Below are 16,559 nucleotides of genomic sequence, written 5' to 3'. Positions count from 1 at the left end.
ACGGCGCTTTTCGACAATCAAACCGAGAGCGCGCCCATGCAGGCGGCGGGTGTTATTTGCAACCGTCCTCGGCCCAGACTTTGAGGGTCTTTTTCAACATCCCGCCATAGGGGTGTTCGATACGCGCGGCACGTGTTGCAACGGCGCTATAGGACTGTGCCTGATCGCACAAGCGATCCTGCGTCCAGTTATGGCAGTTGCTGCAAGACTGATCTTTCCACAGCTCTTCCGAGAGCCCTTCGAATGGTGGAAACAAGGGGGATCTGTCGATCAGATCAGCAATGCTCTGACCATCCAACTCGTGACCTGAAAAGGTCAACGGGGTGACAAAGGTCAGGAATTTCGGAGACTCCTGTGCAACCTGAGCCACAGCCGCAGGTTCGGCTTGAGCCTGGATCATCGCGATTTCCACTTTGGCCAACTCTGCATACACACCTTCTGGAAAGGCTGCCAAATAGGCTTGATAGTCGTCCAGCTCCCCCGATTTGGCGGCCTGTTCAATCATCGCGGCTTCGTCAGGTTGGTCAGAGGCGGTCTGATCGTTTGCTACGGTTTCTGCTGCCAGCGGATCTTTCGAGTTCCCTTGCGAAAGTGCTTCGACTTCGGCCCTGACAAGGTCGGAATATGCGCCATCGGGAAACGCCTCAAGATAGGCGATGTAATCTTCGACCCGCCCGGTATCCTGCGCGATCGACAGAACTTCCTGCTCGCGGGCCAATTGCGCCTCGGCGTTTGTGACGGTCTGCGGATCAGCAACCGGCTGCTTGGGCTGGGCTGTCTCGGGCTGCTGGGTGGCGATGTCTTCTGACAGGATTTCGGTCAACAAATCACGCGCTTGCGGCGCGAATGCGCTGTTGCGATAGTTGCGCAGGAAAAGCACCAACTGCACTGGGTCGCGTGTTTCCCGGATCGTTTCCCACAATTGCAATTCTACCTGATCTTCCGGCGACAAGGATTTGACCTGTGAAAACACGAATTCACCCGTCAGCGAAGACGTATCCCATGGCGTCTGGAGCCCTTGCGTGTCGCGCAAAACCTCGATCCGGACCTGACGAAACAAAAGCTCGATCGGCAAGCCCGGTTCCGGGATGAAACGGGACAATGCCAGCGTGAACGGGCTGTTGCCCAAGGTCCCATCGGTGGCCACCGCGCCGGGCGACGTCGAATAGGAAATGAACGTCCCGGTCGGCGCCTTCATTTCGGCCAGACCATTGTCGTTCATGTCGGGGATGTCGACAAACGGGTTGTCCCGGCAGGCATCCAGAATGACAATATTGCGCCGGTTCTTGGCTGATGCCATCTGCCGCAACACCGAGGCTGTCGGAATTGCCATCAGGTCAAGATCTGCGGCGTCCGTCAGGCTGACATCCGTCGGCAACAGATAGTTCGTTCCAAAGGACTGAACACCATGCCCGGCATAGTAAAACAGCCCCGTGGCATCCTGACCCGCACCGCGCAGCGCCCGCCCGAACTGGGCAATCCCGCGATTAAGGGCAATGCGGTTCGTGTCGATCAGCAGTGTGACGTCAAACCCCTGATCCTCAAGTGTGCGCGCCATCAACCGCGCATCCGCAACCGGGTTGTCCAAAGTCGCGACAGAGCCATAGTTCTGGTTGCCGATGACCAGCGCCAGCCGCGTCTCGGCCTGTGCTGGTGCCGCAAGAACAAGCCAAGCGGCCAACATCAAAAGGCCACTCACCCATCTGTGCGATAGGTGTCTGACGTTACTCGACAACTGCAAATTCTATCCTTCGGTTCCTGGACTTATTCTTTGGCGTGTCATTCGGGGCCACCGGTCTGGCTTCACCAAAGCCGACCGTGACGATGCGCGCGCCGTCAATTCCCTTGTCGATAAGATAGGTTGTGACTGAGCCGGCCCGTGCTTCTGACAGTCTTTGGTTGGATGCCGATGATCCGTCTGAATCCGTGTGGCCGCTGACTTCGATCTTCATGCCCGGGCAGCGTGACACCACATCGAAGAGCTGGTTCAATAATGCCCCGCTGGACGGATCCAAAGCCGAGCTTCCGGGTCTGAAATAGATGTTGCCCGAGCGGGACAGGATGTCAAAGCGGCCGATACAGGCCTCTTCATCAAACGTCCCTTCAGCTTCTAGCGCGACTTTTGCCGGGGCGGCTGCAGGCGTTTCCGGTGCCTGGGTAACTGCCGATTGCCGTTCGAAGAGAAAGTCGAACGTCACGGTTGCGACAGGAAGAATTGTCACCCCGGCGGCGTCCTGCAGTTTCTCGACCCCATCGGTCAGATCAAAATCCGCGGTCGATACCGAAATCGGTTGTGCCGTGGCGACGGATACCAGGTTGTCGGTCAGAAGCGTGACAACAACATCAGCCTCATCAGCCTTTTCGATGCCATGTAGGGCAAGCGTATAGGGTAGCCGAATTTGTTGCCGCCGCGTCTTGGCAAGATCGCTCACCAAGGCCGCGTCAATCTGGGTTGTTATCGTGGCCTGCGGAAACTTGAAGCTTTCGAACAACAAGAAGCGCATGCGGACATTGCGCAGGTCAACGTTCGTATCGACCGACTCCAGCATCACTTGAACAGTGGCGGACCCATCTGGCTGAATCTCTCCGGTGAACGTCGCAAAGCGGCTGATTTCTATCACCGATCCGTTTTTCACGGATTGGAAATTCAGGGCCGAGCCCTGGTTTTGCAAAACCCAGCCGCCGTCAAACGGGTTGGTTTGAGCCACTGCGGTTGTAGGAGCGACGATCTGAATACAAGTCAGCGCACATATCAGATAAAACGACCGCACAGCGGCCCCAAAAGTAGAAAAGAGCATCTCCCGCCTCCCGCCTGAAAGCCGCGATTTTTTGCAAAGCCCTCATATGGTTAGATCGCACGAGTTAACCTACAGTTGGAGCGCGCGAACCGTCAAGCAAAGTTAACCCCGCGGAACGATGGGCTGATGTGGGCATACCGAAGGATCCCCACGGAGTCTGTTACTTCTGAACCGGTTGAAAAAAGGATCACACCAAATCGTGCCTCGCCTTGGACGTGGTCTGCCCCGATGATCAGGAAACGGATCACTTGGGATCGATCAGAACAGAGCCCAGTGATCTGACGGCGGGTCGGAGAATCCTCTGGCTTTGTTCTCGCTTCGGATCGATTCGCGTCTTGATGCGCGCGTTACTTGGTTAGGCCGCCTGCCGGGCAACCCACGTTGTATGTTTCGGTAAATTGCGTTTTAGCCGCCTTTGTGGCCGCTCGGGCTACCTTATGGGGGCGTCGCCAATGCGTCACCCAACATGATTGGGCCAGTTCGCGGGACCCGAGAGACATACCGGTTTGAATGCGCAGGGACTGGAGCGTTGAAAAACGGCGGGGCGCTGAATGCTTCCCCGCCGTCTGAGTGTTTTCGGGCTTAGTTGTTATTGGGCTTCTTGCGTTTGGCACCGGTTCGGTTTTCCGACCGTTCCATTTTCTTGCGATAGAACTCATCGGATTGCTTGGCGTTGACCAAAGCCGAGCTTGGCTTGGGCAGCGTATAGCCGGTGATGCCGTTGCGCTTGAAATACAGGGCGGCAAACCGCGTCCCCATGTCAAAGCTGCTTTTGGGATCGAAATGCACCTGATCGACCTTGGTGTAGCCTTTGGTCGAAAAGATGAACACGTTGGAGTGCGTGTCGGCATAGTTCTGTTGGGTGTCGCGCACGATCTGCATTTGCGGCTCAAACCGTTTCAGGCGCTCGCGCTCGGGCCAGTTGGTCTGGGCCAGATAGATGTCGGTGCTCTGGCCAAGGCTTTGCTGCATCCGGTCGAAGAAATAGGGCAGATTTTTGTGATAATTGTCGACGTTGCGCGCATCCGCAGCACCTTGTGCCCAGAAAATCCCTTTTAAAACAGGTGTTTTGCCCTGAGCTTTGATCCGTTTCGTCAAGGCCTGATAGTCGCGCACCATTTGATCGAACAGCTCGCCCCGCGTGTCGGGATACCAGTCCAGCCGCCCGGGTTCGGTGCGAGGGTAGATCGACGTGCCCCCATGCGAGGTTTTCTGAATGATGAAATTGTTGATGCCATTGGCCTCTAGCGACTTGATAAAGCCGTATTCGGGGCCGAAATTCATGGCGTTCTTGGAGTCCTGACCATCGGGGAACCGGTTTCCGCCTTTGGTATCGCTGTAGTAGATCTTTTTCTTCGCAGCCGCGGAATCCGGAACCTTTCGTGCGATCGTGGTGCCAACCATGTTGGACTGGCCGCCGAAAATGAAAATCAGAACGTCGTTGCTGCCCGCCGTCGCTGCCGCAGGAACTGACGCGACAGCGATCAATGCTGCTGCCCCCAGTTTTCCTGCGGAGCGTAATCGTCGCGCAAACCATCCATTGAACATGTTACTCTCCTTGTTATCCTTGCCTGGCCGCATCGTAGCAGCCAGGGCTTTAGGCATATAGGCTAAAGAGAGCGGGTTTTTCCCCTAGGGCAGGGCCTTGCCGACGTTTTGGTCAACTGGCACTGCGACGGCGTCTTTTGCGACCTGACTGACCGCCGCTACCGCCTGCGCCAAAGGCGACGGCTGGTAAGGTCACAACGCTTGACAGGTGCGGGAACGGGTCGCTGGCATGCGGAATAGCGTTGGCGGCGACAAAATGTTCCTGAAACTTGGGTTCGATGGCGGTTTCCACCTTGGTGATCTCGCGCACGACACGTTCAATCTCGGCCCGTGCGGCGACGCTGCACAGCGCGATCCGTGCGCCGGTGCCAGCAGCATTGCCCGCGCTTGAGACATGGTCCAGCGGTGCGTCAGGGATCATGCCCAGCACCATCGCGTGCTTGGTCGAAATATGCGCCCCGAAAGCGCCCGCCAGAACCACTTTGTCGACCGTGTCGACGCCCATTTCATCCATCAGCAGCCGCGCGCCCGCATAAAGCGCGGATTTCGCCAGCTGGATGGCGCGGATGTCACCCTGGGTGACGGTGATGCGCGGCCCGCCGTCGGCGCTGGCATCATGCAGCAGATAGGCATGGGTGCGGCCCTCGGGGATGCAACGCTGGGTACCGGTCTGTTCCGCCGATCCGATCAGGCCGCTGGGATCCAGCAGCCCGGCCATGCGCATCTCGGCCACCGCTTCGATGATACCCGACCCGCAGATCCCGGTGATACCGGAGGTGGCCGTGGCGGCGTCAAACCCATCATCGGTCGACCACAGATCGCTGCCGATCACCCGAAAGCGCGGTTCTTTGGTAACGGGGTCAATCTCGATCCGCTCGATGGCACCGGGGGCCGCGCGCTGACCCGAACTGATCTGCGCGCCTTCAAAGGCCGGACCGGTTGGCGACGAACAGGCCAGAACCTGGGTGGTATTGCCCAACAACAGCTCGGCATTGGTGCCGACATCGACGATCAGCACCAGATCGTCGGATTTGCCGGGTTCTTCGGACAAGGCCACAGCGGCGGCATCGGCCCCGACATGGCCGGCAATGCAAGGCAGGATATAGACCCGGGCGCGGGGGTTGATCGCCGTGATCCCCATTTCGGGCGCGCCCAGCGACAGGCTGGCCGAGGTCGCCAGCGCAAACGGGGCCTGACCCAGTTCCACGGGGTCAATGCCCAACAGCAAGTGGTGCATCACCGGGTTGCAGACAAAGACCGTCTCGACAATCAGGGCCGGGTCAATCCCGGCTTCGTCCGCGATTGAAAGGGCCAGGTCGTTCAGCGCCTCGCGCACGGCATTGGTCATCTCGACGTCGCCGCCCGGGTTCATCATCACGTAAGACACGCGGCTCATCAGGTCTTCGCCAAAGCGGATCTGCGGGTTCATCAAGCCAGAGGATGCGGTGACTTCGCCGGTTTCCAGATCGGTCAGATGCGCGGCGATGGTGGTTGACCCAAGATCGATGGCCAGCCCGAACAGCCCGCCCTCGTGCAGGCCCGGCCAGATTTCGGTGATCCGCGCAGCAGCACCGGTGTGATCGCGGTGCAGCGCCACGGTGACGGTCCAGCCACCCTTGCGCAGGGCCGGCTGCAGCTTGGACAACAGCGACAGATCGGCAGTGACGTTTTCAACATCCCACTGGGTCTTCAACGCACGCTGAAGCCGCTCCAGATCGCCGGTGGGCGAGTGCATGTCCGGCTCTTCCACCTCGACGAAATACAGCCGTGTTGCTGGATCCATGCTGAGGGCCCGCGCCGTGGCGGCCTTGCGCACGACCTGCCGGTGCACCTGGCTTTCGGGGGGCACGTCGATCACCACGTCGCCCTGAATGGCCGCCTGACAGCCCAACCGGCGCCCGGGTTTCAACCCGCGTTTGTCGTCATACCGCTGCTCAACCGCATTCCAGTCGCTCAGCGCGTCGTCCGAAACGCTCACCCCATGCTTGGGAAACTCGCCATACGACGGTGTGATCTGGCATTTCGAACAGATCCCGCGCCCACCGCAGACCGAATCAAGATCGACGCCCAACTGCCGGGCAGCCGTCAGAACCGGTGTGCCGACAGGAAACCGCCCGCGTTTGCCAGAGGGGGTAAAAACCACAAGAGGATCGGTTGTCATGACAGGTCTTTCTGTTGCGCTGAACCGGGAAGATATGGAATTGCCCATAAAGCGAAAGACCGCCAGCGGCAATTTCCGTTCTGCTTACGGCATTTTCACCCGAATGCACCCCGCCAGATCGCAATCGACCGACCCTTGTGCTTCTTTCTTGTCTGAAAATACCCAAATTCCGCCCGGTGCAGCCCGCGTGCCCACCTTCAGACAAAAGACCCGGCGCCTCGGGCGCAACGCCCCTTTCGCCCGATCCCGATCCGTGACATAGGGAACCGCCAAACGAGGTCACGCATGAGGATTATGTGATGCAGATTCGTGAGGCTCTCACCTTTGACGATGTACTCTTGGTTCCAGGCGCGTCTTCCGTGCTGCCGTCGACGGCCGATACCCGGACGCGGGTCACCCGCCAGATCGCGCTGAACATCCCGCTGTTGTCGTCGGCGATGGACACAGTGACCGAAGCCCGCATGGCGATTGCCATGGCGCAGGCCGGTGGTATGGGCGTGATCCACAAAAACCTTGATGTGCTGGAACAGGCCCGCCAGGTGCGCCGTGTCAAACGCTTTGTCAGTGGCATCGTCTATAACCCCATTACCCTCACTGCCGATCAGACGCTGGCTGATGCCAAAGTCCTGCAGGAACGCTATCGCGTGACCGGGTTCCCGGTCGTGGATGGCGCGGGCAGGGTGGTGGGGATCGTCACCAACCGCGATATGCGGTTTGCCACCGATGACAAGACCCCGGTCCACACGATGATGACCTCGGATAACCTTGCCATGCTGCGCGAGCCTGCCGATCTGGAAGAGGCCCGCAGCCTGATGAAGGCGCGCCGGATCGAAAAGCTTCTGGTGGTTGATGGCGAGGGAAAGCTGACCGGCCTGCTGACCCTGAAGGACACGGAAGAGGCGGTTCTAAACCCCACGGCCTGTAAGGACAGCCTTGGCCGTCTGCGGGTCGCGGCCGCGACCTCGGTTGGAGATTCCGGGTTTGAACGCACCGAAGCGCTGATCGATGCCGGGGCTGACGTGGTGGTGATCGACACCGCACACGGGCATTCGCAAGGTGTGATCGAGGCCGTCAGCCGGGCCAAGAAACTGTCCAACGAGGTTCAGATCATCGCAGGCAACGTCGCCACCGGAGAGGCCACCCGTGCGCTGATCGATGCCGGGGCCGACGCGATCAAGGTGGGGATCGGGCCGGGCTCGATCTGCACCACGCGCATGGTTGCCGGCGTTGGCGTGCCGCAGCTGACAGCTGTCATGGATTGCGCCGCAGCGGCAGGTGACGTGCCGGTCATCGCGGATGGCGGTATCAAATTCTCGGGCGATTTCGCCAAGGCCATCGCCGCCGGGGCGTCCTGCGCCATGGTCGGGTCGCTGATTGCCGGAACCGATGAAAGCCCCGGAGAAGTCATTCTGTATCAAGGCCGTAGCTTTAAAAGTTATCGTGGCATGGGGTCTCTGGGCGCGATGGCGCGTGGCTCGGCAGATCGGTATTTTCAGAAAGATGCGGCCAGCGACAAGCTGGTGCCCGAAGGCATCGAAGGTCAGGTGCCTTACAAAGGCTCTGCGGCTGCGGTCGTCCATCAACTGGTTGGCGGGTTGCGCGCGGCGATGGGGTATACCGGCTGTGCCAGCGTCGAAGAGATGCGCAAGAACTGTCAGTTCGTCAAGATCACCGGGGCCGGACTGAAGGAAAGCCACGTGCATGATGTACAGATCACCCGGGAAAGCCCGAATTACCGTATCATGTAACCTTTTCAGAGGGTTGCATTGCTAACCTGAGGTACCCTATGACGCCAGCCGCACGTGTGCAGACTGCGACCGAGATCCTTGACACCATCCTGTCCGGCCGCGCGGCGGAACAGGCGCTGACAGGCTGGGCGCGTCGCAGCCGGTTTGCCGGATCCAAAGATCGCGCGGCGGTCCGCGATCTTGTGTTCGACGCCTTGCGCAGTCGCCGGTCACTGGCCGCCCTTGGGGGCAGCGAAACCGGACGTGGACTGATGCTGGGCCTCTGCCGTCGCGACGGGACAGACCCGGATACCCTGTTCACCGGTACCGGTTATGGTCCTGTGGTTTTGGACGATGACGAGCGTGACACCCAAAACACGCCGGGCTCTGACGCGGAACGTCTGGATATCCCGGACTGGCTTTGGCCACGTTTTGTCGACTCCTTGGGCGATCAGGCCGAAGCGGCGGCCCTGGCGCTGCAGCATCGCGCACCGGTGCATCTGCGCGTCAACCTGCGCAAGGGGGACCGGGAGTCTGCCATGGCGGCCCTGGCGCAGGATGGCATCACGTGTACGCCGCATCCGGCATCCCTGTCGGCGCTGAACGTATTGGATGGCGCCCGAAAGGTCAGGAATTCAACGGCTTACCAGCAAGGTTTGATTGAGCTTCAGGATGCCGCGAGTCAGGCCGTGGTCGATGCTCTGCCGGTGCGGGACGGCATGCGGATTCTGGATTTCTGCGCGGGTGGTGGGGGCAAGGCGCTGGCCATCGCGGCCCGGGCCGAGGTCTCGGTGTTTGCCTATGACGCGGACCCCGACCGTATGCAGGATCTGCCCGCCCGGGCCGAGCGCGCTGGTGTCGAGATCGTCCAGATCACACGCGCTGAGGCGGCAGCCCAAGCGCCGTTTGACATCGTTTTGATTGATGTGCCCTGTTCTGGCAGCGGCGCATGGCGGCGCGCGCCGGAAGGCAAATGGCGGCTGACACCAGAGCAACTTGACGATTTGCTGATTGTGCAGGCGAGCATTCTGGACCAAGCCGCACCTCTGGTCGCGGATGATGGTGTGTTGGCCTATGCGACCTGTTCACTGCTTTCGGATGAAAACTCGGCACAGATCGACCGGTTTTTAGGCCGCCACACGGGCTGGCAGTGTCTGTGGCAAAAAAGCTGGTCTGTGACAGATGGAACCGATGGATTCTTTGCGGCCCACTTGACCGCGCGCACGTGATTTCGATACTCAACCTTAGGTAGAATCACTCTATCTTAAGACGGGTTTAACAGTTGTTGCCCGAAATGGGGCAATCGAATCCCTGTCGGAGCCATGACGTTGAGCGGTCAAATCGACCCCATATTGCCGAACCTTAACGTAACCGCTCCGCCGGTTGCCCGCGTGGCAGCCGTTCTGGTTCTGGCGTTTGCGCTGGTTTTGGCGGCTTTACTGGCAGTTCCGGAGGAAGGGATCGTCATGCGCGCCCTGTTGGCCGCCGCTGCAACACTTGTTCTGGTCAGTGGCTTTGTCATGGTGCGCATCAGGATTGCGCGTCGTGGGCAGGATCTTGCACGCGACCTGCTGGCCGCGTTCATTGACAAGGACGCCAGCCCCAGTTTTGTCACCGACGGGGACGGCGCGATCCTGAAGCGCAACGCGGCTGCCCGAAAACGGTTTTCTGATAGTGAATTCGATTCGCTGGCGGGCACCCTGCGGGCAGTTCTGGCCAACCCTTCGGCCGCGCTGTATCGGCTGCAGTGCAAGGCCAGGGTCGACGGGGCGGCCCGCGAAGATGTGGTGACACGGCGGGGGCACGTGCGGTTGGCGGTGCACCAGTTGCCGGATGATGTGCTGTTGTGGCGGGTCGAGGATGTGGTTGAACGCGCCGCTGCCGGGCGCGGCCCAGACCACCTGCCGCTGCCGATGATCACAGTCGGGCGATCCGGGGCCGTGTTGTTCATGAACGACGCTGCGCGTACCCTTGCGGGCGGTCGAAAAAAGTCCCTGGATCAGCTGTTCTCGAAGCTACCGCTCAGATCCGGTCAGGCGAATACCTTGTCCGGCTGTGACGGCCCCACAGACGTGTTGTTGCTTGAGTGCGAAGGCTCAGCAGGGCGGCGGGAGCTCTATTTCATGCCGGTTCAGGGACCGCAGGCATTGGAACAGAGCCAGATTTCGGACGCGGTGCCGATCCCGATCCTCAAAATCTCGACCGGTGGTGCATTGATCGCGGCGAACCGGCTGGCCCAGGATCTTCTTGGACCCTCTGCCCAGACCGGCACGCCGTTGGCGGAGCTGATGCAAGGCCTGGGGCGGCCAGTGGCGGATTGGTTGCGCGCAACAGCCGAAGGGCAGGCGGCACCAAAAAGCGAATTCCTTCGCCTGACCCGCAAGGACAAGGAAGTGTTCGTGCAGGTCACGCTAAGCCGGGCGCTTGATGACGGCACGCCAATTCTGATTGCGGTGTTGACCGATGCGACCGAGCTGAAAACCCTTGAAGCGCAGTTCGTGCAAAGCCAGAAGATGCAGGCGATCGGCCAGCTGGCCGGCGGCGTCGCTCATGATTTCAACAACTTGCTGACTGCGATTTCCGGCCATTGCGACCTGCTGCTGTTGCGCCATGATCAGGGGGATCAGGATTATGGCGACCTTATCCAGATCAACCAGAACGCCAACCGTGCGGCGGCCCTGGTTGGGCAATTGCTGGCGTTTTCGCGCAAACAAACGCTGCGGCCCGAAGTTCTGGACTTGCGCGACACGCTGTCTGATTTGGCGCATCTGTTGAACCGGTTGGTGGGCGAAAAAGTAACGCTCACACTCAGTCACGACCCGGTCCTGCGCCCGATCCGCGCCGATAAACGCCAGCTTGAGCAGGTGTTGATGAACCTTGTGGTCAATGCACGCGACGCGATGCCCGGTGGCGGAGAAATCCGGATCGCAACCGAAGTGGCAAACCTTGCGGACCCGCTGTCACGCGACCGGGCAACAGTGCCGGCGGGCGATTATATCACCGTGAAGGTTAGCGATGAAGGCATCGGCATCGAACCGGACGCGCTGCAAAAGGTGTTCGAGCCGTTCTACACAACCAAACGTACCGGCGAAGGCACCGGGCTGGGCCTGTCGACCGCGTATGGAATCATCAAGCAAAGCGGCGGCTATATTTTTGTCGACAGCGTTCCGGGGACCGGCACGCAGTTCACACTCTATTTCCCGGTCAACGAACGTGAACAAGAGGCCGTGGCCCCGCGTCCGGAACGCGCACCTGTGTCGCTGCCCAAACACGGCGAAGGCGTGGTGCTTCTGGTCGAAGACGAAGCCCCGGTCCGCGCCTTTGCATCGCGTGCTTTACGTTTGCGCGGCTACACGGTGCTGGAAGCGGAATCAGCCGAAGACGCGCTGACCATGCTGGATGACCCGGACCTGACGGTGGATGTTTTTGTTACGGATGTTGTGATGCCGGGAATGGACGGGCCAAGCTGGGTGCGCAAGGCTCTGGTCGCGCGGCCCGGCGCCCGGGTGGTCTTTGTGTCAGGCTACGCGGAAGGGGCTTTTGGCGAATCCGAACCCGGCATACCGGATTCGGTGTTCTTGCCGAAACCATTCTCACTGAACCAATTGACGGAAACCGTTCACCAGCAGCTTCACTAAAATCAGGGAATACTGTCGTGGATCGCGAAATCTTCGGCACATTTGCGACGCATCAGGGCGTCGGTTTCAGCCGACAGAGTCAGGTCCATATCAGGGGACACATTTAGCCGTTCAAGGCTGATCCTCGTGCTCAGGCGGGACTGCAGAAAAGCCAAAAGCGTGTCGGGGTCTTCATAGCGAAACAACCGCGACACCGCGACGCCGTTGGGCCGGGGTTCGATAAACTTTGACTGCGTACCGACATTGGCAAATCCGGGAACCTTGTCCTGACAATGTGCTTTGACGAAGGCATCAAAGGTCATGTCATGGGTCGCATTTGGTTTGCCCCTCATGAACGCGCGTCGCCGATAGCGATACCAGCTGCCCAGCCACGAAATCGGCTCTCGAATGACGGCGATAAGCTCCATATCGGTCTTGGTGACCTTCTGGAACATCGGGTGAAAGAACCGGTTGTAGCGATAGACAGGCGCATGTTTCAACTCGGGAGGGTCAGAGACAACGATGTCGGCGCGATCCCGCAAGGCCGATTGCCACGCCGTTGTCCCGGTCTTGGGAACGGACAGGAACACCAGACGTTCTTTATGGAAAACAAGCATTTATCCGACACCTTGCACATAACTGGCTGCAAGTTTGGCGTAAACCACTCCTTAACTCAATTGGGAAACAGTGGAGGTGTGAAGAATTCTATTGAAATGTTCTCCTTTTGATCTCATAAGGAACATGAGGTGAACAAAGCAGAGATTGCCGCCCGGAACAGGGTGTGACAAGAAGGAAAGAGAACGGGACAATGGCGGATCTTTTGACGATGAGCAGCAAGAAAAACGCAGACAAACAAAAGGCGCTGGACAGCGCTCTGGCCCAGATCGAGCGGCAATTTGGCAAAGGCTCGATCATGAAGCTTGGCGATGACAACGCCGTTCAGGAGATCGAGGCCAGTTCCACCGGATCGCTTGGTCTGGATATTGCCCTGGGCATTGGCGGTCTGCCGATGGGCCGCATCATCGAAATCTACGGCCCGGAAAGTTCGGGCAAGACCACGCTGACCCTGCATTGCATCGCGGAACAGCAGAAAAAAGGTGGCGTTTGCGCCTTTGTTGATGCCGAACACGCCCTGGATCCACAATATGCCCGCAAACTGGGTGTCGATATCGACGAATTGCTGATCTCACAGCCCGATACGGGCGAGCAGGCGTTGGAAATCACCGACACATTGGTGCGGTCCGGCGCGGTCAATATGGTTGTCGTCGACTCGGTTGCGGCCCTGACTCCGAAATCCGAACTCGAAGGTGACATGGGCGACGCCAGCGTCGGCGTTCAGGCGCGTTTGATGAGCCAGGCAATGCGCAAGCTGACCGGATCGATCTCGAAATCGAAATGCATGGTCATCTTCATCAACCAGATCCGCATGAAAATCGGTGTAATGTTCGGAAGTCCGGAAACCACCACCGGCGGCAACGCGCTGAAATTCTATTCGTCGGTACGCCTGGATATTCGGCGCATCGGCGCGGTAAAAGATCGCGACGAAATCGTTGGCAACGCCACGCGCGTCAAGGTCGTCAAGAACAAGGTCGCGCCACCGTTCAAAGAGGTTGAATTCGACATCATGTATGGCGAAGGCATCTCGAAGATGGGTGAGCTGCTGGATCTGGGCGTAAAGGCTGGCGTGGTGAACAAATCCGGATCGTGGTTCAGCTATGGTGACGAGCGCATCGGGCAGGGGCGCGAAAACGCAAAGAGTTATATGCGCGAACATTCCCGGATCGCTCTGGAGGTTGAGGATAAGATCCGCGCCTCGCACGGTCTGGACTTTGACATGCCGGAAGGTGCGGCGGGCAGCGACGACATCCTCGAAGCCTGAGGCTTGCCAAAATGAAAGATCAAACAGGGCGCGCTGTCATGCGGGCCCTGTTTTCACATCTGCATTCGTGTCTGCGGCACCTGTAGCTGTGGACAGGGCCGGGGCAGAGGGCTAAACCTGCGCGATACCTGTGAAACCCGCCCGCGAAGAGACACAAAATGCCATCGCTGAACGATATCCGCTCTACCTTTCTGAATTATTTCGCCAAGAACGGGCACGAGGTGGTGGACAGCAGCCCGCTTGTGCCCCGCAATGACCCGACGTTGATGTTCGTCAATTCCGGCATGGTGCAGTTCAAGAACCTGTTCACCGGGGTCGAACACCGCGACTATCAGCGCGCGACGACCAGTCAGAAATGCGTCCGCGCTGGCGGCAAGCACAATGATCTCGACAATGTCGGATACACCGCACGCCACCATACGTTCTTTGAAATGCTGGGAAATTTCAGCTTTGGGGACTATTTCAAGGACGAGGCAATCCCGTTCGCCTGGGATCTGATCACAAAAGAATTCGGCATCGACAAATCGCGTTTGCTGGCGACCGTTTATCACACCGATGACGAAGCGTTCGAAATCTGGAAGAAAGTCGGCGTGCCCGAAGACCGGATCATTCGCATCGGAACCTCTGACAATTTCTGGCAGATGGGGCCGACTGGCCCGTGTGGCCCGTGCACCGAGATCTTTTACGATCATGGCGACCATATCTGGGGCGGTCCTCCGGGCAGCCCGGAAGAAGATGGCGACCGGTTTATCGAGATCTGGAACATCGTTTTCATGCAGAACGAGCAGTTCGAAGACGGCTCGATGAAAGCTCTGGATATGCAGTCGATCGACACCGGCATGGGGCTGGAACGGATCGGCGCGTTGTTGCAGGGCAGCCATGACAATTACGATACAGATCTGTTCAAGGCGCTGATCGAAGCCAGCGCGGATGTCACGAATGTTGACCCTTATGGTGATAAGAACGTGCATCATCGCGTGATCGCGGATCATTTGCGCTCGACGTCATTCCTGATTGCGGATGGCGTGATGCCCAGCAATGACGGGCGCGGCTATGTGTTGCGCCGGATCATGCGGCGCGCGATGCGGCATGCGCATCTGCTGGGGGCCAAGGATCCGGTCATGTACCGGTTGGTGCCGCAACTGGTTCAGCAGATGGGAGCGGCTTACCCGGAACTGGGGCGCGCGCAGTCCTTGATCGAAGAGACACTGCAACTGGAAGAAACCCGGTTCAAGCAAACGCTGGATCGTGGGTTGAAGTTGTTGGACGATGAACTGGATGGTCTGGCCGACGGGGCTCCACTGCCGGGTGGCGCGGCGTTCAAGCTGTATGACACATACGGGTTCCCGTTGGATCTGACGCAGGACGCGTTGCGTGAAAAAGGTCGCGAGGTCGATACCGAAGGGTTCGACACAGCCATGGATGAACAAAAGGCCAAGGCCCGTGCCGCGTGGTCCGGATCGGGCGAGGCGGCAGACAATGCGGTCTGGTTCGATGTGCTGGATGCTGACGGGGCGACCGATTTCCTGGGCTATGACACTGAAAAGGCCGAAGGTCAGGTCGTGGCCTTGATCGCGGATGGGCAGCAGGTTGATGCGTTGACCGAGGGTACCAGTGGTTGGGTCGTGGTCAATCAATCGCCGTTTTATGGTGAATCCGGGGGCCAGATTGGCGACACCGGTGTGATCCGACGGTTGGAAAACCGTGACGATGTTGCGCTGGTTGAAGACACCCGCAAATTCGCTGATGGCAAGATCTATGCCCATAAGGTTCTGATTGAACGCGGCACGCTGGCCAAGGGTGAGCCGGTCGAGCTTGAAGTGGACCACAGTCGCCGCACGGCGATCCGGGCCAACCACTCGGCCACGCATTTGCTGCACGAAGCGCTGCGGCAGGCCTTGGGCGATCATGTGGCGCAGCGCGGGTCGCTGAATGCGGCGGATCGTTTGCGGTTTGATTTCTCGCACGCCAAGGCGTTGACGGCGGAAGAACTGGCATCGGTCGAAGCCGAGGTGAACGACTATATCCGCCAGAATGCGCCTGTTGATACGCGGATCATGACCCCGGACGATGCTCGCGAGTTGGGTGCACAGGCGTTGTTTGGTGAGAAATATGGCGACGAAGTGCGCGTGGTGTCGATGTGCACGCAATCCGGATCGGGCAAGGGCAGCGACGGGGTGACCTATTCGCTGGAATTGTGCGGCGGAACCCATGTGAAACGCACTGGCGATATTGGCGAATTTGTTCTGCTGGGCGACAGTGCGTCCAGCGCCGGAGTGCGCCGGATCGAGGCCCTGACAGGCGTGGGTGCGAACGAATATGTTTCGAAAATGCGTAACGTTCTGAATGCGTTGCAATTGGAGCTGAAAGCGGCGCCAGAGGAATTGGTGGATCGGATCAAGTCAGATCAGACCAAGCTGCGCGAGCTGAACAACGAAGTGGCGCAACTGCGCCGCGACCTTGCGATGGCGGGCGGTGGCAGTGCCACGGTCGATGTGCATGAGATCAATGGCGTGCAACTGGTGGCTCAGGTGCTGAGCGGCGTCACAGGCAAGGATCTTCCGGCGCTGATTGATGAACACAAGGCGCGCTTGGGCTCGGGCGCTGTGTTGCTGATCGCTGATACCGGTGGCAAAGCGGCCGTGGCCGCAGGCGTCACAGCGGACCTGACAAACAAGGTGTCAGCCGTTGATCTGGTCAAGGCGGCTGTGGTTGAACTGGGCGGCAAAGGGGGCGGTGGACGCCCCGATATGGCGCAAGGTGGCGGCAAGGACGCCGCGAACGCCGAGGCCGCGATTAAGGCCGCAGAAGCGGTATTGGAGGGATAAG

Annotated in this window: 10 protein-coding genes; 5 read left to right on the top strand and 5 right to left on the bottom strand. The window is 59.3% G+C overall.

Annotated elements, in window-relative coordinates; genetic code table 11:
• Positions 1–52: 52 nt before the first annotated feature.
• The 4 genes from FOY56_RS09125 to FOY56_RS09110 all read right to left on the bottom strand — a co-directional run bounded on the left by FOY56_RS09125 (position 53) and on the right by FOY56_RS09110 (position 6,507).
• Positions 53–1,684, bottom strand: a complete 1,632-nt coding sequence (locus tag FOY56_RS09125) for a caspase family protein (protein ID WP_146345527.1) — start codon at positions 1,682–1,684, stop codon at positions 53–55.
• A gap of 40 nt (positions 1,685–1,724) precedes the next feature.
• Positions 1,725–2,798 carry an OmpA family protein gene (locus FOY56_RS09120; protein WP_146345526.1) on the bottom strand — a complete coding sequence of 358 codons (1,074 nt, stop codon included), beginning with the start codon at positions 2,796–2,798 and terminating at the stop codon, positions 1,725–1,727.
• Positions 2,799–3,380: 582 nt separating this feature from the next.
• On the bottom strand, positions 3,381–4,346 hold the full coding sequence (locus FOY56_RS09115; RefSeq protein WP_186766291.1) for a sialate O-acetylesterase: 966 nt from the start codon (positions 4,344–4,346) through the stop codon (positions 3,381–3,383).
• 112 nt (positions 4,347–4,458) lie between these two features.
• The gene (locus FOY56_RS09110) at positions 4,459–6,507 is read right to left on the bottom strand and encodes an ASKHA domain-containing protein (RefSeq protein ID WP_146345524.1); all 2,049 of its coding nucleotides are present in this window, start codon (positions 6,505–6,507) and stop codon (positions 4,459–4,461) included.
• Between the two features lie 299 nt (positions 6,508–6,806).
• Here FOY56_RS09110 and guaB point away from each other — a divergent pair, with 299 nt between their 5' ends.
• From guaB to FOY56_RS09095, 3 genes are all read left to right on the top strand, one after another.
• Positions 6,807–8,255 (top strand): IMP dehydrogenase, encoded by a 1,449-nt coding sequence (guaB, locus tag FOY56_RS09105; protein ID WP_146345523.1) that lies wholly within the window; start codon positions 6,807–6,809, stop codon positions 8,253–8,255.
• A gap of 38 nt (positions 8,256–8,293) precedes the next feature.
• Entirely contained in the window at positions 8,294–9,463 is a 1,170-nt protein-coding gene (locus FOY56_RS09100; RefSeq protein WP_146345522.1) for an RsmB/NOP family class I SAM-dependent RNA methyltransferase, read from the top strand.
• Between the two features lie 99 nt (positions 9,464–9,562).
• Positions 9,563–11,872, top strand: a complete 2,310-nt coding sequence (locus tag FOY56_RS09095; RefSeq protein ID WP_146345521.1) for an ATP-binding response regulator — start codon at positions 9,563–9,565, stop codon at positions 11,870–11,872.
• 2 nt (positions 11,873–11,874) lie between these two features.
• Here the strand turns inward: FOY56_RS09095 and FOY56_RS09090 are convergent, their stop codons facing one another.
• Entirely contained in the window at positions 11,875–12,468 is a 594-nt protein-coding gene (locus FOY56_RS09090) for a sulfotransferase family 2 domain-containing protein (protein ID WP_146345520.1), read from the bottom strand.
• A 191-nt stretch (positions 12,469–12,659) separates the two neighbouring features.
• On the opposite strand from FOY56_RS09090, the gene recA reads away from it, so the two are divergent.
• Together recA and alaS are read left to right on the top strand one after the other, a co-directional pair.
• Positions 12,660–13,730: a recombinase RecA gene (gene recA / locus FOY56_RS09085; RefSeq protein ID WP_146345519.1), complete on the top strand. Its 1,071-nt coding sequence runs from the start codon at positions 12,660–12,662 to the stop codon at positions 13,728–13,730.
• 158 nt (positions 13,731–13,888) lie between these two features.
• Complete coding sequence (gene alaS, locus FOY56_RS09080) at positions 13,889–16,558, top strand: alanine--tRNA ligase (RefSeq protein WP_146345518.1); 2,670 nt, start codon at positions 13,889–13,891, stop codon at positions 16,556–16,558.
• Position 16,559 lies beyond the last annotated feature (1 nt).

Source organism: Falsiphaeobacter marinintestinus (assembly GCF_007923355.1).
Taxonomy (GTDB): domain Bacteria; phylum Pseudomonadota; class Alphaproteobacteria; order Rhodobacterales; family Rhodobacteraceae; genus Phaeobacter_A; species Phaeobacter_A marinintestinus.
The sequence above is the reverse complement of the archived record's forward strand: the minus strand, read 5'-3'. Positions and strand labels throughout refer to the sequence as shown.